Annotated in this window: 13 protein-coding genes and 2 pseudogenes; all 15 read right to left on the bottom strand. The window is 59.3% G+C overall.

What is annotated here, in order from left to right; translation table 11 throughout:
- Positions 1 to 40: 40 nt before the first annotated feature.
- The 15 genes and pseudogenes from K5K89_RS00390 to tssE all read right to left on the bottom strand — a co-directional run bounded on the left by K5K89_RS00390 (position 41) and on the right by tssE (position 22939).
- On the bottom strand, positions 41 to 688 hold the full coding sequence (locus K5K89_RS00390) for a hypothetical protein (protein ID WP_261400839.1): 648 nt from the start codon (positions 686 to 688) through the stop codon (positions 41 to 43).
- A gap of 21 nt (positions 689 to 709) precedes the next feature.
- Positions 710 to 1749, bottom strand: a pseudogene (locus K5K89_RS00385) (RHS repeat-associated core domain-containing protein); the annotation flags it as partial.
- A gap of 15 nt (positions 1750 to 1764) precedes the next feature.
- Complete coding sequence (locus K5K89_RS00380) at positions 1765 to 2211, bottom strand: hypothetical protein (RefSeq protein ID WP_179028899.1); 447 nt, start codon at positions 2209 to 2211, stop codon at positions 1765 to 1767.
- Between the two features lie 22 nt (positions 2212 to 2233).
- Positions 2234 to 2965: pseudogene (locus K5K89_RS00375) on the bottom strand (RHS repeat-associated core domain-containing protein); the annotation flags it as partial.
- A 913-nt stretch (positions 2966 to 3878) separates the two neighbouring features.
- Positions 3879 to 4448, bottom strand: a complete 570-nt coding sequence (locus tag K5K89_RS00370) for an Imm26 family immunity protein (RefSeq protein WP_071489531.1) — start codon at positions 4446 to 4448, stop codon at positions 3879 to 3881.
- Between the two features lie 93 nt (positions 4449 to 4541).
- The gene (locus tag K5K89_RS00365) at positions 4542 to 5153 is read right to left on the bottom strand and encodes a hypothetical protein (RefSeq protein ID WP_222540663.1); all 612 of its coding nucleotides are present in this window, start codon (positions 5151 to 5153) and stop codon (positions 4542 to 4544) included.
- An 11-nt stretch (positions 5154 to 5164) separates the two neighbouring features.
- Entirely contained in the window at positions 5165 to 9577 is a 4413-nt protein-coding gene (locus K5K89_RS00360) for an RHS repeat-associated core domain-containing protein (RefSeq protein ID WP_222540662.1), read from the bottom strand.
- A gap of 66 nt (positions 9578 to 9643) precedes the next feature.
- Entirely contained in the window at positions 9644 to 9925 is a 282-nt protein-coding gene (locus K5K89_RS00355; RefSeq protein WP_071488103.1) for a hypothetical protein, read from the bottom strand.
- A 2-nt stretch (positions 9926 to 9927) separates the two neighbouring features.
- On the bottom strand, positions 9928 to 14355 hold the full coding sequence (locus tag K5K89_RS00350; RefSeq protein WP_222540661.1) for an RHS repeat-associated core domain-containing protein: 4428 nt from the start codon (positions 14353 to 14355) through the stop codon (positions 9928 to 9930).
- A 12-nt stretch (positions 14356 to 14367) separates the two neighbouring features.
- On the bottom strand, positions 14368 to 14802 hold the full coding sequence (locus tag K5K89_RS00345; protein WP_222540660.1) for a DcrB-related protein: 435 nt from the start codon (positions 14800 to 14802) through the stop codon (positions 14368 to 14370).
- Between the two features lie 14 nt (positions 14803 to 14816).
- The gene (locus K5K89_RS00340) at positions 14817 to 16757 is read right to left on the bottom strand and encodes a type VI secretion system Vgr family protein (protein WP_222540659.1); all 1941 of its coding nucleotides are present in this window, start codon (positions 16755 to 16757) and stop codon (positions 14817 to 14819) included.
- A 156-nt stretch (positions 16758 to 16913) separates the two neighbouring features.
- The gene (gene tssH / locus K5K89_RS00335; protein ID WP_071488099.1) at positions 16914 to 19568 is read right to left on the bottom strand and encodes a type VI secretion system ATPase TssH; all 2655 of its coding nucleotides are present in this window, start codon (positions 19566 to 19568) and stop codon (positions 16914 to 16916) included.
- On the bottom strand, positions 19561 to 20604 hold the full coding sequence (gene tssG / locus K5K89_RS00330) for a type VI secretion system baseplate subunit TssG (RefSeq protein ID WP_071488098.1): 1044 nt from the start codon (positions 20602 to 20604) through the stop codon (positions 19561 to 19563). The genes tssH and tssG overlap by 8 nt, the downstream gene beginning before the upstream one ends.
- Complete coding sequence (tssF, locus tag K5K89_RS00325) at positions 20568 to 22427, bottom strand: type VI secretion system baseplate subunit TssF (protein WP_071488097.1); 1860 nt, start codon at positions 22425 to 22427, stop codon at positions 20568 to 20570. The genes tssG and tssF overlap by 37 nt, the downstream gene beginning before the upstream one ends.
- Entirely contained in the window at positions 22424 to 22939 is a 516-nt protein-coding gene (gene tssE / locus K5K89_RS00320) for a type VI secretion system baseplate subunit TssE (RefSeq protein ID WP_005792513.1), read from the bottom strand. Before tssE ends, tssF begins: the two co-directional genes overlap by 4 nt.
- Positions 22940 to 22948 lie beyond the last annotated feature (9 nt).

Raw genomic sequence — 22948 nt, 5'->3', positions numbered from 1 at the left:
GCTGTCGTGGCCCAACATCGCTGATTAAAGTGCTCCTTTGCTAGAACGGGACCTCAAATATTATTTTTCCTAGTCGATTTTTAATGTGATAGCCGTTTTCATTTATTTCTGCAGTTTTGAAAAAGTCTCGTCGATCAATGAAGCTTGGAAGCTCGTGCATCCAGATTTTTTCCTTTTGAGTACTGTCTTCTTTACAGTACCAACCCTCACCGACTGCAGCACTAAGAGTCCTGTAGACGTTAAATTTGCGTTTTTTGTCTTGGCTGGATTTTGATAGTTTTTTAATTGGTGTCTCTTGCTCAAAATGACATTGCAATACTGCGTCAGCCGTCGAATTAATAATGTCTACAGTCGTGGGATTTTTCTCTTTCTTAGTTGCAATCGCAATGAGTGCTTGGCGTAGCTCCTCCAGTAGAATTTTTTCTTGGTTGACCCTGTCCATAGAGAGAAACTTATCAAAGTCGAAGTTCTCTACGAAAATATTTGTGACACCTAACACATTGTCAAATAAGTCTTCGTCGCCGCGCGGGCCTAGCGAAACAACAATTTTACTACTCCCGTTTATTTTTATCTTGGGCAATAGGCTCATGAATATCTGAGTAATGTGATGGCTTAGTTGACGTATACGAATACAATCACGGCTAGCGGATATTTCACTTTCTTGCAAGGTCAGCAGGCTAAGATTCATCGCAATTTCCACTGTAAAATATTAAATATTATCAGGCGTGCCATATAACTTAAGGTAGCCATCTCTTGTGTCAACCTGCGGCAGCGGTTTTTTGTGAATAGGTGAAGGCATGTTGCCGTTATTTCTTGCCGCGTGCTTGTCAGTGATTTTTTGCTCCGTCGTTTTGGCTTGAAGCCGTGTTTTGTTTTTCTCGACAATCACTGCCTTGTAACGCCCGGGTTGGGGTTTGTTTAGAATATTGACCTGTTGGTTGGCACGAGGTGATGTACCGTTCTTATTCAGTGGGCGCCCGCTGATTCCCGGCTTCATCATCCGCCCTGTTTTTGTATCAACAATAACGTAGACGTGATTAGGGTTTTTGCTCGCATGGCTGTTGCCGTGGACCTTTCCACTGCCTCCACATGTCAGCCCTGATGGATCGATCCAGCCGAAGGGGTTGTCGGCATAGAGGTAGTTATTGATGCCCCCCGCCAACCCAATCGGATCCGGCGTCGTAAACCGCCCCACATCCGGATCATAAAACCTGAACGTATTGAAATGCAGCCCCGTCTCCCGATCCAGGTACTGCCCCTGGAACCGCAGGTTCTGCTCCTCGATGTAGTAAGGCTCGCGCACCTCTTGCAGTGTGTTGCCCCACACCCGATAAGTCGCCTGCCAGACGCTGTGCCCATCGGCCTCGGTCAGTTGTTCCGGCAAGCCATTCAGATCGTTGTGGTAGTAGCGAATCTTCTGCAACGGGCCAAGGCCGTCGACGCGGGCCAGCGGTTCGTAGCCGTCATCATCGTAAACATAGAGGCTGGTCTGGCTGTGTTTATGCTCCTGCAACAACCGCAGTCCATCCCACACAAACTGCGTTTCTCCCAGCGGATACCCGTCACGGCCATGCTAGGTTTTTTCGATGCGTCGGCCCAGCTGCCAAACTCGCCATGGCGATAACGCTTGTCCTAATAGGTCAGCAGCTTGTTATGCACCACCAACCCAGCGCCAGCCTGCGGGCCGTCCAGCAGGTTGGCGGCGGCGTCGTAGGCGAAGGTTTGACCGTACAGGTTGTCAAGGCTAGCGCTTTTAAATACAACCTACGCCAGAATTTCCACTGCGGTTTCGCCTTCAAACGTTTGAACTGCAGTGCGATATATATCAGTCCAAATATCTCCAGCCGGCCTTTTGATAAGGTGTTTTGCGCCAAATACGTAAATGGTGTCGCCAAGAGAGATTTTTTCTTTGATGTGCTGTGCTGAAGGTGAAACTGAAAACTGACGTAAAAAAACCATAGGTTGACCCTGATGGTACAACCAAGCCGGCTCCCCCACCCATACGGGGCTCTCCTTTAAACAGAGAAATTCATTTTCCAATCGTTCAGTTAGCCATTTCTTTTTGTTTTTTGGCGCGCCTTGCTCAACGTATTCATCGTAAAGGCATCGGGCGAAATCCTCGGCCCCTTCAGCCTCCATCGAAGCGGACTTCTTTTCAGCAACAGCCATAGCCGCGCCCCAGAAAACGTGAAAATCAGTCAACTCACTCATGTCTGCTCCTTTAAAGCGTGCCTTACCATTGCCCTGTGGTTTTCACTACTCTCACCAAGTCCCAACCGGTATGGCGATACTTATCCATAGACTCATGCCCCCAAGGTGTCGCTTTGGTCAGGTTCCACTCCTCGTGAGCAACGTTTGATCGAGCTCGTTGAGGAATGTACTGATGATTCAGCTCCATCGGAACATCGATCACTTTGGTCTTGCCGACACGGCCGAGTCGTCTGTTCCTAGCACTGTCACGATAACGAACTTCAACCCTCATTCTAGGTGCTTTACCTTCCGACATCCGCGCCAGGTTTCTAGGAGAATATTTGCCAGGTGGTGCCTTGGCCGCAGCGTCTTTCCAGATACCTTTCCTTGCGGTGCCCCAACATTTCCAGCCCCAGGGGTCGGTCCAGCCCAACGGATTCGGTGCATATTGATAGAGGTTGATGCCCCCCGCCAACCCAATCGGATCCGGCGTCGTAAACCGCCCCACATCCGGATCATAAAACCTGAACGTATTGAAATGCAGCCCCGTCTCCCGATCCAGGTACTGCCCCTGGAACCGCAGGTTCTGCTCCTCGATGTAATAAGGCTCGCGCACCTCTTCCAGTGTGTTGCCCCACACCCGATAAGTCGCCTGCCAGACGCTGTGCCCATCGGCCTCGGTCAGTTGTTCCGGCAAGCCATTCAGATCGTTGTGGTAGTAGCGAATCTTCTGCAACGGGCCAAGGCCGTCGACGCGGGCCAGCGGTTCATAGCCTCATCGTCGTAAAATTTAAATTTTTAGCACTAAATAAGAACTTCCTTTTCTCTGCGAGGAATATTTGTATTTTTAACTCAGAATTTTATTCGCTAACGCCAGGTCGAACTGCTTGTTTCCAAAAATGGATTTAGTTGCGAGCGCTTTTTTTAGTGCGTCCGAATCCAGGCTCAGATTATTTTTGTAGGCAGCAAAGAGGATGGTGAGAAATGGGAATGCATAGTTATCAGGCTCAGCCAATACGTCCTCAATTAGTGCTCGTTTGCCAAGGATGCAATTCTCTGCCTTTGGGAGGTAAAAAGCCTTCAAACGGTCGGTTATTTTTTTACAGTCTGGCTTATTTCTTGCGGCGACGGCGTTCTAATGATACCGCCCATCTCGTCGCCAAACTGTTTAGTCTCTTCTGATAAGGAAGTCTTCGAAAAAAATGATGCGTTCAACAGCCGACTCTGATACGGCGGGGATTGATCTATACAAAAGCTAGATGCCTCACAGGTATATATTTCCATTCCAGCGTAGTAACCATCGGCTTTGGTCAAGTGCTGGATGTAGATGTCTGCAAGTTTTTTCTTTGCTACAAGCAGGCAAAGCTTGTTTTTGCTTACCTTCAGGTCGACGTTGGGAAGCGTTATTTGCTACAACGCTTCCAATAGTTCAACTTCCATGTTTTTACGAATTTCTAGGCTCATGTTATTCACTTGTAGATCAGAAGATTGAAGGTTGCGTTGTGCTGTGCGCCTTTTTCACCTAACGGTACCTCCAGCTTTCCTTTAGTATCAACTTTGAACGATCCTTTCGTTCCGACAACCGATAAAGGGGGCAGATTTATTCATGGTTCCTATCTGGATTAAATAGATCCGTCCCCTTATCGCTTTATCACCATCGCCTTTATCGTTGAGTAGGCAATCTATTTTTATTTGGAGTCAAACAATTCTTGCGTATGCAGGACTGCCTTGTTTACGCGCTCTGAAGCGGTAACGCTATCAATGCGTAAGTCGTCGGGTAAGTGCTCATAGTCCATGGCCTCATCCTCCGTTAGCGCCCCACGCAGATGAGCAATTACTCTGAAAATAATGTGATGCATACGCCAGCAAATTGAGGGTTCAATATTTACCAACTGTTCCTCAGATGCGGGCGTGCTTACGCCTCCAGTCCAGAATTCTGACTCAAACGCGAATTGAATTCTGTCATAATCAGAGGTCGATTTCGTGTAGTCCGGGTCACTGAAAAGAATCTTCCAGCGAGGGATATCTGAAAAACGCATGCTGCAGAAAATCGGTCGAAACAAACGTTTTGAGGTGTCCACCTCGCTGATCGAGGTAGGGATTTGTGTATATAATTTCTCAAAAACCTCAATCAAATGTCCCAGCGCAGGAGGAATCAGCTCGATATAGCGTGCAATCACAAAGCCAGGCTCATCTGAAGCGTTGAGGGCTGGGATGTAGAAAAGATCACCCGGTTTGGGTGCCTTGAGGGTTTTCATACAGCAGCCTCTTTTAGGTACAAGACCTAAGGGGTCAGATTTATTTGTAGTCCCTATCCGGATTAAATAGATCCGTCCCCTTTATTGTTAACTTTATGCCTGATTTTTATAGGGGGTAAATGATTGATTAGCGATGTAGAAGCCTAGCCCTTTGTCACCTTTGAACCGATTTTCTATCATGGCATCAGCCAAATCTTGGGAAATCAAAAGGTCGCCAGAATCACGCTCACGGGCAATCCCATCCATTCCTGCGGCGGTATCATGAAGCCAAATTTCATTGAAGTACAGTATTGAGCCACTGTCAGAGAGCTCCGGTACCGACTTGCTGTGATCAACAGCGCTAATCGCTTGGGCAGCATTGACGATGTAATAGCCGTCATCCACGGCCTCTCCGTTTGCAGCAATACTAGCGGGTTTCAAGAGCTGAATATGATGGTTGGCTTTCTGCATGAGGAAATCTGCCAACCTCTCGCTCACCAACGGTATGTCACCCAACAACCATAAGCAGTCATACGCCAATAGCTTTTTCTTTTGGCATGGGAAAAATATTTTTGGTCTATCCATGTCGGCAGGATAAGGCTCGCCTGACAGTAGCGATAAATAATCAAAGTTCGATCCCGCAGTCTCATACGAACCGATCTCGGCATCGTATGAGCCCAGCAGTGTTTCGCTGTGATAGATAGGCGCTTTCCAGCTTAAGATCATTTCTAGATATCCTAATTATAATGTGCGCCTGGGCGCGCATTTTTATTCAATTGTCTCTCGCCAGAGCGGAGTAATCTTCGCTCATCGGACACGATTTTATCTAGGGCTTTGCGGTATTGGGCCTGATCCCAGTTTTCACGTTTGCCAACCTTTTGTACTCGATCCATTTTGCTCCCAAGGTTTTGATTGACCCTAGCTGCATGGCGTCCTTGGTGAATAGACCGACGTCCGTCAGTCATCGCCCGAGTCTTGTTGGGCAGGAATATTTTATTTTGCCGACTTTGCAAATCGAATCCTGCCAATTTAAGCAGAGGGTGATTTTTAGTACTGGCATGCTTGTCGCTCAGTATGTGGTGGTCCTGGTATCCCTGTTTTTTCAGGCGTCCAATGCGTCGGTTTATGGATGACGTACAGCTCCAGCCCAGTGGGTCAACCCATCCATATGGATTGGCGGCATACAAATAAAGATTGATGCCCCCCGCCAACCCAATCGGATCCGGCGTCGTAAACCGCCCCACATCCGGATCATAAAACCTGAACGTATTGAAATGCAGCCCCGTCTCCCGATCCAGGTACTGCCCCTGGAACCGCAGGTTCTGCTCCTCGATGTAATAAGGCTCGCGCACCTCTTCCAGTGTGTTGCCCCACACCCGATAAGTCGCCTGCCAGACGTTGTGCCCATCGGCCTCGGTCAGTTGTTCCGGCAAGCCATTCAGATCGTTGTGGTAGTAGCGAATCTTCTGCAACGGGCCAAGGCCGTCGACGCGGGCCAGCGGTTCATAGCCGTCATCGTCGTAAACATAAAGGCTGGTCTGGCTATGTTTATGCTCCTGCAACAACCGCAGTCCATCCCACACAAACTGCGTTTCTCCCAGCGGATACCCGTCACGGCCATGCTCGGTTTTTTCGACGCGTCGGCCCAGCGGGTCGTAGGTCATTCGCACGACGCTGCCGTCATCGTTACGCACTTCAACCAAACGGCTTTCAGCATCGTAGGCAAACCGCTGCACGCCCCGTTTGGCGCTGCGTTTTTCAATCGTGCGGCCAAACGCGTCATAGCGATAACGCTTGTCCTGATAGGTCAGCAGCTTGTTATGCACCACCCACCCCGCGCCAGCCTGCGGGCCGTCCAGCAGGTTGGCGGCGGCGTCGTAGGCGAAGGTTTCGCGCTGGCCGTGCAGGCTGTCCTGGCTGGCGATGATGCGGCCGGTGGCGTCGTAGTGCAGCAGTTGGCGGTGTTGCGTGGCGGGCTGCTGGTCGAGTTTGCCGATCAGGTTGTCGGCGGGGTCGTATTCGAACTGTTTTTGCGCAGCCGCGGGCAGCAAGGTTGACTGACTGGCGTGACGGCGTTGGCGCGAACGCAGGCGGCCGCTGCGGTCGTATTCGCTGCGGGTGCTGAGCTGGCCCTGGGTGCGCAGCACTTCGCGGTGCAGGCGGTCGCGTTCGAAGTCGCTGATGACCTGGCCGTCGAGGTTGATCTGGTGCAGGTGGCCGCTGCCGTAGTACAGGCGATTGAGCCAGCGGCCGTCCGGCAGTTGGGTCTGGATCAGGTTGCCGAGCTCGTCGTAGTGGTGGTGCAGGCCGCCTGCCGAGCTTTGTTCGGTCACCAACTGGCCGAGGGCGTCGTAGGCGAAGCCCAGGGCCTGGGCGTTGCCTTGCAGGTCGGTGAAGGTGACAGCAGTGAGTTGGTCGAGCTCGTCGTAGCGGTACTCGGTGCGGCCATCGTCCGTGGTTTTGGCCACCAACCGGCCGACCGCATCACGTTCGAGTCGATGCACGATAGGCGCGGGTGGTATGTCGGGCACCAACGCCAGCCCATTGCCGTAAGGCGCTGGAACGGCCGTCAGCGTCGTGACATTATCCAACGCGTCGTAATCGTAGCGCTTGGCGCTGCCATCGAGGTCTTGCTGCTCAACCAGCCGATCGCCAGCGTCCCACGCGAAACGATATCGCTCGCCGTTCTCATTGATCAGTGCCTGCAACCGCCCATAGCTGTCATAGCCGAACTGCACTTGCCGGCCATGGGCATCGATGCGCTGGCGTACCTGCCCGCGACGGTTGTGCTGGTACAACGTGGTATGTCCGGCCGGGTCGGTGTAACCCACCAGTTGCCCGCTCGTATCGCGCTGGTACTGCTCGATACGACCGTCTGGCAATTGGGTGGTGAGCAAGCGCCCCTGGGCGTCATAGCTGAATTGAGTGCGTTCGCCGAGAGCATCGGTGATGACCTGCAGATAGCCGCGCTCGTCATAGCTGAAACGCGTTGGGTAACCCGAGCAGTCGATATGCTCGACCAGTTGCCCGAACGGATTCCAGCGCAGCTTTTTGCTTTTGCCGGTGGCATCGATGATTTCCACGACCTGACCGTGGTCGTCATAGCGGTAGCGGGTGACGTAGCCCAGTGGATCGGTTTCGGCGATGCAGTTGCCGCGCCGATCGTAGCGATACGCCCAGCTATTGTCGGCGGCGTCGGTCTCCACCAGTGGCAGGGCCCAGTGCTCAAGCCACAAGGTCGAATCGCTGCGCCCTAGCGGGTCGGTTTCGCCGATCAGGTTGCCGGCCTCGTCGTAGCTGTATTCAAAGCGCCCGCCCAGCGGATCAGTGGCACTGAGCAACTGGCGCTCGTCGTTCCATTCGAACAGCCAGGTGTGGCCGAGATTGTCGCTGTATCGAATGATCTGGTGTTGAGTGTTCCAATGCCGGGTACTGACGCGTTGCAGGCCATCGGTAATTCGCGTGATACCGGCCTGCAAGTCATAGTCGAACTGGTAGGCGTCGCCTTCGTCGGTCCAGTGCCGCACCACGCGCCATTCCAGGTCTTCAACCAAGGCCCACTCATAGAAGCAGCGCAATCCGGTTGGCAGTTGATGCTCCACCATCCGCTGGCCACTGTCGTAGGCGAAACGCCGCTGGACCTGGCCAGTGGTATCGCGCACTTCAGCCAGGTTGCCCTGCGCATCGAAGCCATAGCTGACGAGCACTTCGCGGCGCTGATCGGGGTACAGGCGTTCGATGCGCGCCAACTGGCCCTGATCACGGATCAACTCAACCTGCACCAGATCGAAGGTATCGCGCAGGCGCACCAGTTGCCCGGCGGCGTCGTAGTCGACATGGATGCGGTTGTCATTGCGGTCGCCGAGCTGGCTAAGGCGCAGCAACGACGGGTTGGCAGAGGGTTCAAACAAGCGATACAACCCGTCATCGCTTTCGATCAGCAACTGCCCATTGAGATGTCGCCGCACGGCCAGCCCTTCACCCGCGCTGAACACGGCGCCGCCCAAGGGAATCGAGCCCATGTCGATGGGGCGGCCTTGTTCATCGGTGTAGACCAGCGTTTCGCCGCCATCGGGGTGAGGCCGGATGTCGACGCACACTTCATACGGCACGCTCCAGCCTGCGCCGAAAAGACTGCCCGTGCGTGCGTCGCGGCTGTTGTAGAAACGTTGCCAATCAATCGGCAGGATGCCGGGCAGGACGAAATCCAGCTCATCATCGCCGCCCAGCACCTTCGCGCCGGTGGCCGCATGCACCGGATTCGAAGAGCCCATCGCTGCGTTCGCCACGGCCCCCATCGCGCTGCTGACCGCCATCGACGTAGCGCCGCCGATCAACATGCACGGCAGTTTGCTGAAGAACTTGCCCTTGCCGCCCTTGAGCATCAACAACGCCGTGACCGCCAGCCCCACGCCCGGGGTCTTGCCGCTGCGGATCTCACGCACCACCACCGAGCCGCCGCCAATGGTTACGTTGGAAGAAATCAACCCCGACGACACCACTGTCGCATCACAGGTACTGCGATCACCACTGCGCACCGCCGGTTGGCCGTTGATGGTGACTTTGTCCGATCCCTCGGCCAGAAACTGCGGCGGCATCGGCGGGTGCTTCATGCAGGTGACCAGGTCCAGCGGCTTGGGCTCGGCCCCAGGCGCGGGGGTGGCGACGGTAGGGCGCCACATCTGAGAGAAGAAACTTTCGGCCATGTCCAGGTAGCTGGCTTCGGGCTCCGGCTCGGGCGCTTCCAGCTCGGTACCGGCCGGTGCGACATGGGAGCTGATCGCCCCTGCGGCGCGTGCAGCGGGGATGTTGTTGGTCAGGGTATCGGTGGAACCGGTAAGAATATTGGCCTGCACCGTGGGTGGAAACAGCGCGTTGGCGAACGTATCGCATAAATTCGTCAGGCCTTTGTCGGCCCCGGTCTTGCTCATGGCCAGGCCGACAATCGTGCCCACCACCGCTCCCAGCAGGAAACAGCCAAGCCCACCGGTGGCGACGGTAATCCCGGTGGCGGCGACGACAGCCGCCGTCGCCACCGCCGTGATCGCGATATTGGCCGCCACCTCCAGTACACCGCCGAGGATGTCCGCCATCATCGACGTGTGGGAGAGCGCATCGCCCATCCGGGCGGCCCAGAGTGCATCAGACAAGGACTGCACTCCTGTGTCTGATTGAATTGAACGCACAACTGTCCATAGTCGCCGTGTCCTTGAGTGTTATGGCATGCGCATCAGTGCTGTCTTCAAGCGTTTTATCAGCGTGGGACTTTCCAGGCACTCCAGCGGGGTGAGGTTGTCGAGTGCCGGAACCTTTTGCCCGATCCACCACAACCCCTCTTCAAGGCCTCGTTTTCCACGCAGTATCACTGCCAGGTCGAGATGGCCGCCCAAGGCCTTGGCCATTTCACGCGCATCGTCGTCAAGGTAGTCTTCTTCATACAAGGCCACTGTGCTCTGCCAGTCCGCGTCACCCGGGTATTCGTTTTCCAGTCGTTCCATGTTCAAAAACCTGCAAAGGAGATCAAGTTGCTGCCGGTCGGGTTGCGTGCCGATGGTGCCAGGATTCCATCATAGCCGTTGGCCTTGGCCCAATTGCCGATCTGATGGGTCTCGGTGTACTTCGAGCCGGTGATGCTTTTAAGGCTGACCCCTAGCTGTTTGCGCACATCGGCGCGGGTCAGATCCAGGACATTATTGAGCTGCACTTTCTTGCTGACCAACACCCGTTTGGACAGGTCGACCTTCCAGTGCGTGACCTCGCCCAGCGCGGTTTTCCGTGAGTTCGCGCCATACACCCCGCCGACGCCTTTGGTGGTGTAGCGGTGGGTGGACTCCACATTCCACTTGTGTGCCTGCCAAGTGGTCCCGATGCGCCCCGGTTCCTCGAACCGATACACGGTGCGACTGACCTTGCGCCCCTTGGGTGGGCTGGAGCATTTCATCAGGCCCAACGGGTCAATCCAGCTCAGCGGGTTGGGCGCGTATTGGTAGAGATTCAGGCCGCCGGCCAGACCGATGGGGTCGGGTGTGGTGAAGCGCCCGATATCCGGGTCATAAAAGCGCAGAGTGTTGTAGTGCAGCCCCGTTTCCCGGTCCAGATACTGGCCCTGGAAACGCAGGTTCTGTTCTTCGATGAAGTAGGGTTCTCGGTTTTCCTCGACGGTATTGCCCCAGACTTCATAGCGCGCTTGCCACACCGTATGGCCGTCGCTCTCGGTGAGGCGTTCGGGCAATCCGTTGAGGTCGTTGTGGTAGTAGCGGATTTTTTGCAGGTGACCCGTGCCATCGACACGGGCCAGTGGTTCGTAGCCCTCGTCGGCATAGATATAGAGACTGCTCTGCTGATTGCAGTGCTCCTGCACGAGTTGCAACGCGTCCCAAGTGAAACGTGTCTGGCTGCGCTGCACACCGTTGCGGTCGTAGGTGGTCTTGGCGGTGCGCCGGCCCAGCGGGTCATAGGTCATGACGACCCGGGAGCCGTCATCGTTATGCACCTGTGCCAGCCGTTGCTCCGCGTCGTAGCTGAAGCGCTGGGTGCCGCGCCGAAGGCTGCGCTTTTCAACCATCCGGCCAAAACCGTCATAGCGGTAATGTTTGTCCTGGTAGGTCAGCAATCGGTTGTGGGCGACCTGTCCTGAGCCATCCAGCAGGTTGGCCGCCGGGTCGTAGCGGAAGGCTTCCCGCTGGCCCAGGAGGTTGTCCTGGCTAGCCAGAATGCGGCCGGTGGCGTCGTAATGCAGTAATTGGCGGTGTGCCGCGCCGGGCTGGCTGTCGTAGCGTTCGACCAGTTGGTCGCTGTCGTCATAGCCCAGGCGTGTCTGCGCCGGTGGATGTAACAGTGAATGGTCCGGTTGGCGGCGCTGGCGGGCGCGCAGACGTCCACTGCGGTCATATTCGCAACGCGTGCTGATGCGGCCCTGGGTGCGCAGCACTTCGCGATGCAGACGGTCGCGCTCGAAGTCACTGATGACCTGCCCATCCAGGTTGACCTGATGCAAGTGCCCGCTACCGTAGCGCAGGCGGTTGAGCCAGCGGCCGTCGGGAAGGCGGGTCTGGGCCAGGTTGCCCAATTCGTCGTAGAGATGCTCCAGGCAACCGGCGGCGCTTTGTTCAAGGGTCAGCTGGCCGAGGGCGTCATAACCGAAGCCCAGGGTTTGCTGCTCGCCGTCGTGGCCTGTAAAGGTGATGGCTGTGACTTGGTCGAGCTGATCGTAGCGGTACGTCGTGCAGCCATCCACGGTGCGCTTGGCGATCAGCCGGCCAGCTGCGTCCCGCTCCAGATCATGAATGATGGCGGGCTCGGTGTCGGACGATGCGAGGGTTTCTACCTGTGTGACATTGTCCAGCGGGTCGTACGTGTACCGTTTCCGGCAGCCGTCCAGGCGCTGTTCGAGGGTCAGGCGATCACCGTCGTCCCAGTCGAATCGGTAGCGCTCGCCATTTTCGTTGGTCAGGCTGTGCAGGCGGCCATAGGCGTCGTGGCTCAACTCCACACGGCGGCCATGGGCGTCGATGCGTTGGCGCAACTGGCCGTTCGACGCATGCTCAAAGCGCGTGGTGTGGCCGGCAGGGTCGCTGTAGCCGATCAACTGGCCGCTGGCGTCACGCTGATAATGCTCGTTGCGCCCATCGGGCAACTGCTTGCTGATCAGGCGGCCCTGGTCGTCATACTTGAAGGTGGTGCGTTCCCCGAGCGCGTCGGTACTGGCCAGCAGCAAGCCTCGCTTGCAGTAGCTCAAACGGGTGGTCAGGCCCGTACAGTCGGTGTGCTCGGTCAATTGACCCAGTGGGGACCAGCGCAAGGTCTTGCGCTTGCCGCTGGCGTCGATGATCTCCCTGACTTGGCCGTGTCCGTCATAGTGATAGACCGTGCGGTTGCCCAGCGGGTCGGTTTCGCGAATGCAGTTGCCCCGCGAGTCGTAATGGTACTGCCAGGTATTGCCAGCGGCATCGGTCTCCGCCAGTGGCAGCGCCCAGTGCTCCAGCCACAAGGTCGATTCACTGCGCCCCAGGGGGTCGAGGGTCTCAGTCAGGTTGCCGGCATCGTCGTAGCTGAACTGATAATGCCCACCGAGAGGGTCGGTTGCGCCCAGCAGTTGGCTTTCATCATTCCACCGGAAGGCCCAGGTTCGCCCCAGTGCATCGGTGGACGCGATGATCTGGTGTCGCTCATCCCAGTGTCGAATGCTGACACGCGCCAGCCCGTCCGTGACACGGGTGATGCCGGTGTCCAGCGCATAGTCGAATGTGTAGGTGTCCCCGGCCTCCGTCCAATGCCGGACAACACGCCATTCACGGTCATCAACCCTGGCCCACTGATAGAAGCAACGCAGGCCGCTGGGCAATTGATGCTCGACCATGCGCTGCCCGGCATCATAGGCAAAGCGGCGCTTCACGTGCCCGTCGGATTGGCGTACAGCGGCCAGGTCGCCACGGACGTCGTAGGCGTAATGCATCAGTACTTCACGGTGGTGGTCGGGATACAGCCGTTCGATCCGGCTGACGCGCTGGGGCCAAGTGCTGTCGTAGGTCAGCTCGACCCTGACCAGGTCAAAGGTGTCACGCAGGCCCAGCAGGCGACCATCGTCGTCATAGTCGAGGTGGATTCGGTTGTCGTTGCGATCTCCCAGTTGGCTCAGGCGTAGCAACGATGCGTCCTGTGGCGCCGGCTCGAATAGCCGGTACAAGCCGTCTGCGCTTTCGATCAGCCACTGGCCGTTCAAGTGACGCTTGACGCTGAGGCCTTCGCCAGCGCTGAACACGGCACCGCCCAAAGGGATCGAACCCATGTCGATACGTCGACCCTGCTCGTCGATGTACAGCGCGTAGTCGCCCCCTTCAAGGTGAGGCAGCAGCTGCACGCTGACTTCATAGGGCACACTCCAGCCGGCACCAAACAAGCCATCGCGGCGTTCATCTCGGCTGTTGTAGAAACGCTGCCAGTCGATGGGCATGATCCCGGGCAAGGCGAAATCCAGCTCCTCGGGGCCGCCCAGCACCTTGGCCCCCGTGCTCGCGTGCACCGGGTTGGAAGAGCCCATGGCGGCGTTGGCCAGTGCGCCCATGGCCTGACTGACCACAAACGAATTGACACCTGCCAGCAGCATGCAGGGAAGGTTGCTGAGGAACTTGCCTTTACCCCCCTTGAGCATCATCAGCGCAGTGACGGCCAGGCCAACCCCCGGCGTCTTGCCGCTACGGATCTCGCGCACCACGACTGAGCCGCCGCCGATAGTCACATTGGGCGAAATCAGCCCCGACGACACCACGGTGGCATCGCAGGTGCTGCGGTCACCGCTGCGTACCGCCGGTTGGCCGTTGACCGTGACCTTTTCCGAGCCTTCGGCCAGAAACTGCGGCGGCATCGGCGGGTGCTTTGTGCAGGTCACCACGTCCAGCGGTTTAGGCACTGCACCTGGCGCTGGCGTGGCGACGGTGGGGCGCCACATTTGCGCAAAGAACGCTTTGGCCATGTCCAGGTAGCCGGGCTCTTCGCTGTGTTCCGGTGCTGGCGGCGGCTCGGATTCGGTGCCCGCAGGTGCGACGTGGGAGGGCACGACGCCGGCCGCGCGCGCAGCGGGCAAGGCGTTGATCAGTGTGTCGGTGGACCCGCTGAGGATCGTGGCCATGACCGAGGGAGGGAACAGCGCGTTGCCGATTCCTTCGCACATGGCGCTCAACCCCTTGTCGGCCCCGGTCTTGCTCATGGCGATGCCGACGATGACGCCGACGACCGCGCCCAGCACGCAGGCCCCCAGTCCACCGGTCGCGACGGTAATGCCGGTAGCCGCCACCACCGCAGCGGTCGCCAATGCAGTAATCGCCACATTGGCCGCCACCTCCAGTACGCCGCCGAGGATGTCGGCCATGACAGAGGTGTGGGACAGCCCATCGCCCAGGCGCGCAGCCCAGAGCAGTGCGTCAGACATGCAAAGGCCGCTTCACTGGGGGACGTCGAACACGAGCGAGCCCTTGATCGTCGACCAATGCGCCGCCTCGGCATCCCCGAGCTTGTCCGCCTTCACATAACTCAAGGCGAGCATCTTGCGCGTACCCGGCAACACCAGCGCCAACTGGTACTGGAACACCTTGTCGTTGCCCTTGTTGAACTGGCTGCGCAGCTCGATGCCTTCGACCTCCTGGGCCGCGCCCAAACGCACGTCGACACCGGGTTGATAGCGTAAATCCTGCACCTGTTTTTCCAGGCGCTGGAGCTGGTCATTGAAGTTGCTGTGCAGGGTTTCACCCTCGGCGAGCAGGCTGCGGCTGATGATCAGGGAGGTGCCCAATTCAGGGAACTTGAGGATATTGATCGTCGCGTCCTGCAACTCGCTGGCGGGCAGTTGAAACTGGAATTCGTTGATTCGATACGTCATGAGAACAGGTCTCGTCAGGAGCTTTTAGGCGCGGGGAACGCGGCTTTGATATTGGCGTCGATGGCGGCTTTCTGGCCTTGGCCATCGGGTGTGGCGCCGGGGCCGCCACCGTTGTTCAGGTGCAGCACGCCACCGGTGTTGAACTCGGCGTCGCCGCTGGCATAGAAGCTGATCTGCACGCCGGTGAGGTTGATCTGCCCGCTGGCGTTCAACTCCAGGATGCTTTCACCGCAGACCAGGCGCAGGTTTTCGCCTACTTCGATGACGTAGCTCTGGCTGATGCTGTCGGTCTTGCGCTGGCCCACCGAGAGGATGTCTTCCTGCTTGACGATGCGCAGGCGGTTGTTGCCGATGGTCACCGTCTCGTTGTGCCCGATGCTCTTGTTGCGGTCATGCCCCACCGAATGGCTCTCATCCACCTCGACCACGATGTCCTGGTTGCGCTCGGCATGGATATACAGCTGCTCCAACCCCTTCTTGTCCTCCATGCGGATTTCATTGAAGTTGGCCGGCGTGCCGCCCTTGCTCGAACGGCTTTTCATGCCGCTCTGGGTGGCGTTTTCCGGCAGGTCGTAAGGCACGGTCTGCTCGGCGTTGTACACCCGCCCGGTGATGATCGGTCGGTCGGGATCACCTTCCAGAAAGCTCACAATCACTTCCTGGCCGATCCGTGGGATCTGCATCGAGCCCCAGTTCTTGCCGGCCCAGGATTGCGACACGCGAATCCAGCACGAGCTGTTCTCGTTGGATTGGTCGTGACGGTCCCAGTAGAAGTGCACCTTGACGCGGCCGTACTGGTCGGTCCAGATTTCCTCGCCCTTGGGGCCGACCACCAGCGCGGTCTGCGGGCCTTTGACGATAGGGCGGTGGGTGATGGCCAGCGGGCGGAAGCTCTGTTGGGCGTCAATGCAGGTGAGGCTGCTTTCGAACTGTGCCGAGCCCGAACCGCCGCCGCTTTCCAGGCTTTCCTGGACGATGTAGTAGCGGCAGCCGATGATCAGGTATTCGCGGTTCTGGTCCTGGCGGCTGAAGCCGGTGAGGCTGAACAAATGCCCCGAACCCAACCCCCGCGCATTGCCGCTGAATTCGATCTGCTCATGCAGGGTCTGCAGGGCTTCGATACGGGTGCGTGCGTAGTGTTCGCCGTCCTCGCTTTGCACGTAGGTGCCAGGGTAGTCGTACAGCGGGTAGTCGCCTGCGGTGTGCGGGCGTGGCATGGCCGAGCGCACATCAATGCTGGCGCTGGGGCGCTGGAAGTCGTAGTCGTTGAGCTCCAGCGAACCGGGTTGCACCTCCTGCGCCAGGTGCCAGTTGTGCATGTGGTCGCGTTCGCGCTGCTGCTCGTCTTTGGGGTAATACGGGACCGACGCGTAGCCCGGCACCGTGGTGTGGGCGCCGTAGGCGTCGGCCAGCACCAGCACATGACGGTCCTGCTCATGGCGGAAGAAGTAGTAAATACCTTCCTGCTCCATCAAGCGGCTGACGAAATCGAAGCTGGTCTCGCGGTACTGCACGCAGTATTCCCACTCGCGGTATGGCCGGCTCAGGGCGTCTTCGAAGTCGGAAAAACCCAGGTCACGGAACACCTGCTTGATGATCTGCGGGATGCTCAGGTTCTGGAAAATCCGGCAATCGGAGGTACGGCTGAGCAACCACAGCCACGGGCGCAGCGTCACCTGGTAACTGGCGAACTGGCCCTGGTCGATGTTCTGGCTGCACCGTGCGACGATGCCGTGGAAGTGCCGTTCACCGCCGTCCGCCAACTGCAGGCCCACGCTCATGGGTTTGCCGAGCAATTGGTTGAGGTCGATGTTGGCATCCAGGGACGTCAGTTGCAGCTCGTAGTTGAACAGCCGCCCCAGCTCTTCGCCGCCGCCCATTTCATTGAGCAGCAGTACATCCGGCCCGAGGGGGCTGGTGATTTTGGCCAGGCGTGAGGCTTGGTTGAATAGCATCGGTTAACCCGTAAATGACTTGATAACTGAAGAAACCGAATCAAGTGTGGGAGGGGGCTTGCCCCCGATAGCGGTGTATCAGGTTAGAAATTTCTGGCTGACCCGACGCCATCGGGGGCAAGCCCCCTCCCACAATTTTAATCACATTTCGACAGGTCAATCGCTGAAGTCGTAATGCAGCTCGTTATCCCGGCTGCTGATGCGCACACCCGCCAACGCCTTGCCCTCCAGCATGCGCGTGAGGAATTCACGGCTCATGTCCGGCAGCAGGCTGTTGGTCAGGATGGTGTCGATCATGCGCCCGCCGCTTTCGGTTTCGGTGCAGCGCGAGACGATCAAATCGACCACCGCGTCGTCGTAATCGAAAGCCACTTTGTGGGTGGTCTCTACGCGCTTCTTGATGCGGTTCAGTTGCAGGCGGGTGATGGCCTTGAGCATCTCGTCGCTGAGCGGGTAGTACGGAATGGTCACCAGGCGGCCGAGCAGAGCCGGCGGGAAGATCTCTAGCAGCGGCTGGCGCAGGGCCTTGGCGATGTCTTCCGGCTCCGGGATGTTCGCCGGGTCTTTGCACACCTGGGAAATCAGCTCGGTGCCGGCGTTGGTGGTCAGCAGGATCAGGGTGTTCTTGAAGTCGATCACCCGGCCTTCGCCGTCCTCCATCACGCCCTTGTCGAACACCTGGAAGAAGATCTCATGCACGTCCGGGTGGGCTTTTTCCACCTCGTCCAGCAGCACCACGCTGTAGGGCTTGCGCCGCACCGCTTCGGTCAGCACGCCGCCTTCGCCGTAGCCGATATAGCCTGGAGGCGCACCCTTGAGGGTCGACACCGTGTGGGCTTCCTGGAATTCGCTCATGTTGATGGTGATGACATTCTGTTCGCCGCCGTACATGGCTTCGGCCAGGGCCAGGGCGGTTTCGGTCTTGCCCACGCCCGAGGTGCCCGCCAGCATGAACACGCCAATCGGCTTGCTCGGGTTGTCGAGGCCGGCGCGGGAGGTCTGGATGCGCTTGGCGATCATCTGCAGGGCGTGGTCCTGGCCGATGATGCGTTTTTTCAGGTGCTGGTCGAGGTTGAGCACCGTCTCCAACTCATTGCGCGCCATGCGGCCGACCGGAATGCCGGTCCAGTCAGCGACCACCGAGGCCACGGCCTGGTAATCCACGGTGGGCAGGATCAGCGGGGTTTCGCCTTGCAGGGCGGTGAGGCGCTGTTGCAGGTCGACCAGTTGGGCGCGCAGTTCATCGTTGCCACTGTCCACGACGCCCGCCTTTTCACGCAGCGTTGCACGGGTGGCTAGCAACTCGTCCACCAAGGTTTTCTCTTCAGCCCAGCGGCTTTCCAAGGTCGCCAGACGCTCACGCTCAGCGCTCAACAGCGCCTCGGTGCTGGTTTGACGCGTGCCAATCGCAATGCCAATGGCATGTTCGCGCGCGATGATCTGCAACTCGGTTTCCAGCGCCTCGATACGACGACGGCTGTCGTCCACTTCCGCCGGCACCGCGTGCAGGCTGATGGCGACGCGGGCGCAGGCGGTGTCCAGCAGGCTCACGGATTTGTCCGGCAACTGGCGCGCCGGGATGTAGCGGTGGGACAGCTTCACCGAAGCTTCCAGCGCTTCGTCGAGGATCTGCACCTGGTGGTGTTTTTCCATGGTCGAGGCCACGCCGCGCATCATCAGCAGCGCCTTGTCTTCCGACGGTTCGGCGACTTGCACGACCTGGAAGCGGCGAGTCAGGGCCGGGTCTTTCTCGATGTGTTTCTTGTACTCGGCCCAGGTGGTGGCGGCCACGGTGCGCAAGGTGCCACGGGCCAGGGCCGGCTTGAGCAGGTTGGCGGCATCACCTGTTCCGGCGGCGCCACCGGCACCCACCAGCGTGTGCGCTTCGTCGATAAACAGGATGATCGGCTTCGGCGAGGCCTGGACGTCTTCGATAACCTGGCGCAGGCGCTGTTCGAACTCGCCTTTCATACTGGCGCCGGCTTGCAGCAGGCCCACATCGAGGCTGCGCAGCTCTACGTCTTTCAGCGCGGGCGGCACGTCCCCGGCGACGATGCGCAGGGCGAAGCCTTCGACCACGGCGGTCTTGCCCACCCCGGCTTCACCGGTGAGGATCGGGTTGTTCTGGCGGCGGCGCATAAGGATGTCGACCAGCTGGCGGATCTCTTCATCGCGGCCAACAATCGGATCGAGCTTGCCGCTGCGCGCCTGTTCGGTCAGGTCGACAGTGAAGCGCTTGAGCGCTTCCTGCTTGCCCATCGCACTCGGCGCCATGGCACCGCTGGCCTCGCCTGGAACACCGGCATTGAAACCATCGCTGGCGCTCAAGGCATTCTCCGGCGAATCACCAACGTATTCGTCAAAGCGTTCGCTCAAGGCTTCAGCCTTGATCTTGTCGAATTCGGCAGACAAACCCAGCAGCGCGTGACGCAAACTCGGCGTTTTCAGGATGCCCAGCACCAGGTAACCGGTGCGCACCTGGCTCTCGCCGAACATCAGGCTGCCATAGACCCAGCCGCGCTCGACGGCTTCTTCCACATGGGACGACAGGTCGGTGATCGACGTCGAGCCACGCGGCAGGCGGTCCAGCGCTTCGGTAAGGTCACGGGCCAGGCGTGCCGGCTCGACGTTGAACTGGCGAATGATGCGGTGCAGGTCCGAGTCCTGCAGTTGCAGCAACTGGTGAAACCAGTGGGCCAGTTCCACATACGGGTTGCCCCGCAGTTTGCAGAACACGGTGGCGGCTTCGATGGCCTTGTAGGCCACGCTGTTGAGTTTGCCGAACAGTGCGGCGCGACTGATTTCACCCATGCTCTGGATTCCTTGAGGTGGTGGCGTGGTCGGCGTAGTGCCGGGCCAGGATTAGGTCGTTGGCGTCATGCTCGGGTTTACCGAGCCAGGTGTTGAAGCCCAGGCGGAACTGGCCGTTGAGTTGCAGCGCCGGGACTTCGGGTTGTTGCAAAACCAGGTTCAGGTCCCAGTCCAGTTCATGGCCCAGGTACTCGGCCACCCACGCCACCAGTTCGTTGAATGGCTGGTGGCCGGGCAGCATGCCCATGTAGTCATCCAGCGTGAGCGGGCCCAGGCGGATACGGAATTTGTGCTGGCGGTCCCACACGAAGCTGCCCAGGCAAAAGTCCACGCCCAGGCGGTTGGCGCTCACACTCACGCGGCTGCGTTCGGGCAGTTCCAGCCATTGGCCGACGTACTCTTCGATCTCTACCGGCAGGCCGAAATACTCGCTGAGAATCGCTTTCAGGCCGTCCGGGTAGCGGGTTTGCGCCGACAGGTGGCCGCTGTAGTGCAGCTTGGCGGCATCCGGGATCAGCCCCTGATTCAGCAGGCTCGGCATGCCCCGGCCGCTCAGCGCGGCGAGGCGTGCCGACCAGTAGTCATCGTCCGGGCGGTCGTGGCTGACGGTCGGCCGCGCCTCGGCCCAGGCCCGGTAAAACAGGCTGAGCAGGCGATGGTGGAACACATCCAGGAACTGCTTGCTGGTGCTGTCGGCGTTGTTGCGCTGACGCTCGCGCACGTACTCGGTGATGTGCAGCGGCAGCGGGCCGTTGGGGCCGCCAAGGCCGAAGAAGAACTGCTCCAGGCGCGCCGGCTTGCCGTCGCCGCCGGGGTCGACCGAGGCCAGCGTGGCCGGGGCGAAGGTGCAATCGGCCTGTTGCCCCAGGCGCAGCGGGTCATCCGCCAGGCGCAGGGAATGGCCCAGGCGCGGCAGCTCCGGCGATTCGCACTCGATACGGCGCAGCGCCTGGAAGAAATCGTATTCCCAGGGCTCCTGGTGCATCGCATCCAGGGTACTCACAGGGTCGGACGACGTCCGGGCTTGGCTTTCCATCGCATGATCTCGCCGCGTTCGGTGGTACGGATCACCGTCTCGGTAAAACTGTTGATCGACACGTAGCGTGCCAGGAAGCGTTCCAATACCGCACCGAGCAGGAACACGCCGGTACCGCGAAACGCGTTTTCATCGAATTCCAGGGTGATCTCCAGGCCCCGGCCAAACACGATCGGGCCGGGCATCGGCAGGCGTCGGGTCACGGCTTTGCTGCTGACCTCGCGCAGGCCTTCGATCTGCAATTGCAGCGCGGCGTCGTTGCTGTCGCCGTACAGGCGCAGCAGTTCGCGCAAGGCGCCGGCGCCCTGGCCCTGTTCGCTCAGGGACAAATAGTTGAGCGAGAGCTGGCTGATCAGGCGCCAGGCCTTGGCGTCATGGGCGTGGCTGGGGCGCGGGCGGCTGGGGCCTGCCACGCAGCGCACCGACAATACCGGCGCGCTGTCTGCCAGGGTGAAGTCGGTCTTGCCGTTGCCCACGCTCATGAACAACGGCAGATCGCGGTTGGTGCACAGCGCGGTCACGCCGAGCTGGCGCAGATCGTGGCGGTACGGCGACTGCCGGCTGTCCACCAGGCTGACAAAGGTTTCGCTGCCCACATAGGTGGAGCGCGGCCCGTTGCGGCGCTGGTCGCTGGACAGTACGCGCGGCTCGCGACGCACGGTGTAGTACGCCTGGTCGCGGCCATAGCGCGACGGGTCGCGCACCGCGTAGAACGGCAAAAACGGCTGCTCCGGCCCGGTGCCGTGGCCGGTGATGCCGCTCAGGGAGTGAATCTCGAAATCCATCGGCCGTGTGCGATCGGCGATCACATGGTGTTCATTGACCCGGTCGGACAAGTGGATACGGTCCACGCGCTTGGGGAACAGGTTGATCGCCGGGGTGCAGAACGGCAGGAACTGCGCTGCGCCGACGCTGCCTTCCAGGCTCGGTTCGTGGCGGTCGAACAGCACGATCAGTTCCAGCTCCTGGCCGTCGCAACGCTTGACCGCACGGCTCAGCTCGGCGAATTCGACGAACAGGAAGCGGTGGGGCAGGGCGAAGTATTCCTGCAGCAGGCGATAGCCCTGGAAGGCCCGCGCCACCACCGGCATGGCCGCGTCGGCGTCATCGAAACCACGGGAGCGCAACGCGTCCTGCGGCAGGCGCTCGACCCAATCGCCACCCGGCTTGCGCGCAAACACCGCGCAGGCGTTGCCCAGCAGTTGCTCGTAGAGGCGGAACGGTTGCTCGTCGGCGCCACTGAGGTACAGCGGCAGATTATCCAGGTCGAGGCTGTTGAACGGCAGCTCGGCGCCGGTGCGCAGGGTCAGGCGCAGACCGGCCTTGGCTTTCGGCTCACTGGCGGCTAAGCGTCCCAATACAGCGGCAGGGTTGCCGAAGTACTCGGCGTTGCTCACCTGCAGCGGCCACAGCGTCACCGGGTGAGCGGTGCGGTACTCGCAGCAGGTCTGGGTTTCGCGGCCCAGGGCGGCGCGCAGGACGGTGTCGCGGGGCAGCGGGAAACCGCTGGCCAGCGAGCCTTCGTCCGGATCGGTCTGCAACTGCACCACCGTCATCGACGGTGTCGGTGCCAGGTAGTGCGGGTAGGCGATTTCCAACAGGTTGTGGGTGAAGGTCGGGTACTCGGCGTCGAGCTTGAGCTGCACGCGGGCCGTGAGGTAGGCAAAGCCTTCGAGCAAGCGTTCGACGTACGGGTCGGCGCAGTCCATACCGGACAGGGTCAGCCGACTGGCGATCTTCGGGTATTCCTTGGCGAACTCCGCGGCGCTTTCGCGCACGTGGTGCAGTTCCTGGTTGTATAGCTCCAGCAGGCGCGGGTTCATGGGCGCCTCCGCTGGTCGGCATTGACCACGCGTACGTGGCCGGATTCCAGGTCGAGGTCGGTTTGCAGCAACAGGCGCAACGGCACCGGCTGGGCCCACAGGTCGCCTTCGATCTCGAAACTCAGGGCGTTGTGGTTCATTTCGCCATGGCCGACACGGGCTTTGACACGCAGGGTGTGGCGCAGGATGCGCGGCTCAAAGGTGGCGATGGCCTGGTAGATCAGGGCTTCCAGCGCTTTGATATCCACGCTGGAAACACTGTTGCCCGCCAGCGCCGGCAGGCCGTAATTGACCACCGAGGTGCCGGCTGGAGTGTGCAGTGTGGCATCGGCATCGAGCAACGACGTGGTGTTGAGCAGCCACGCCAGGTCACGCAGCACCGAGGCTTTCAATTGGGTCAGGGACAGCACGCGTTTGTCGGCGCTTTCCTTGGGATTGGTTGGATCGTCGTCCGTCAGCCGGTCCAACAGGGACGGTTGCAGACGGTCGCGGGAAGCGATTTCAGTTACCACCAAAGCAGC

Origin of the sequence: Pseudomonas sp. DR208 (assembly GCF_019823005.1) — a bacterium.
Classification (GTDB): Bacteria; Pseudomonadota; Gammaproteobacteria; order Pseudomonadales; family Pseudomonadaceae; genus Aquipseudomonas; species Aquipseudomonas extremorientalis.
The sequence above is the reverse complement of the archived record's forward strand: the minus strand, read 5'-3'. Positions and strand labels throughout refer to the sequence as shown.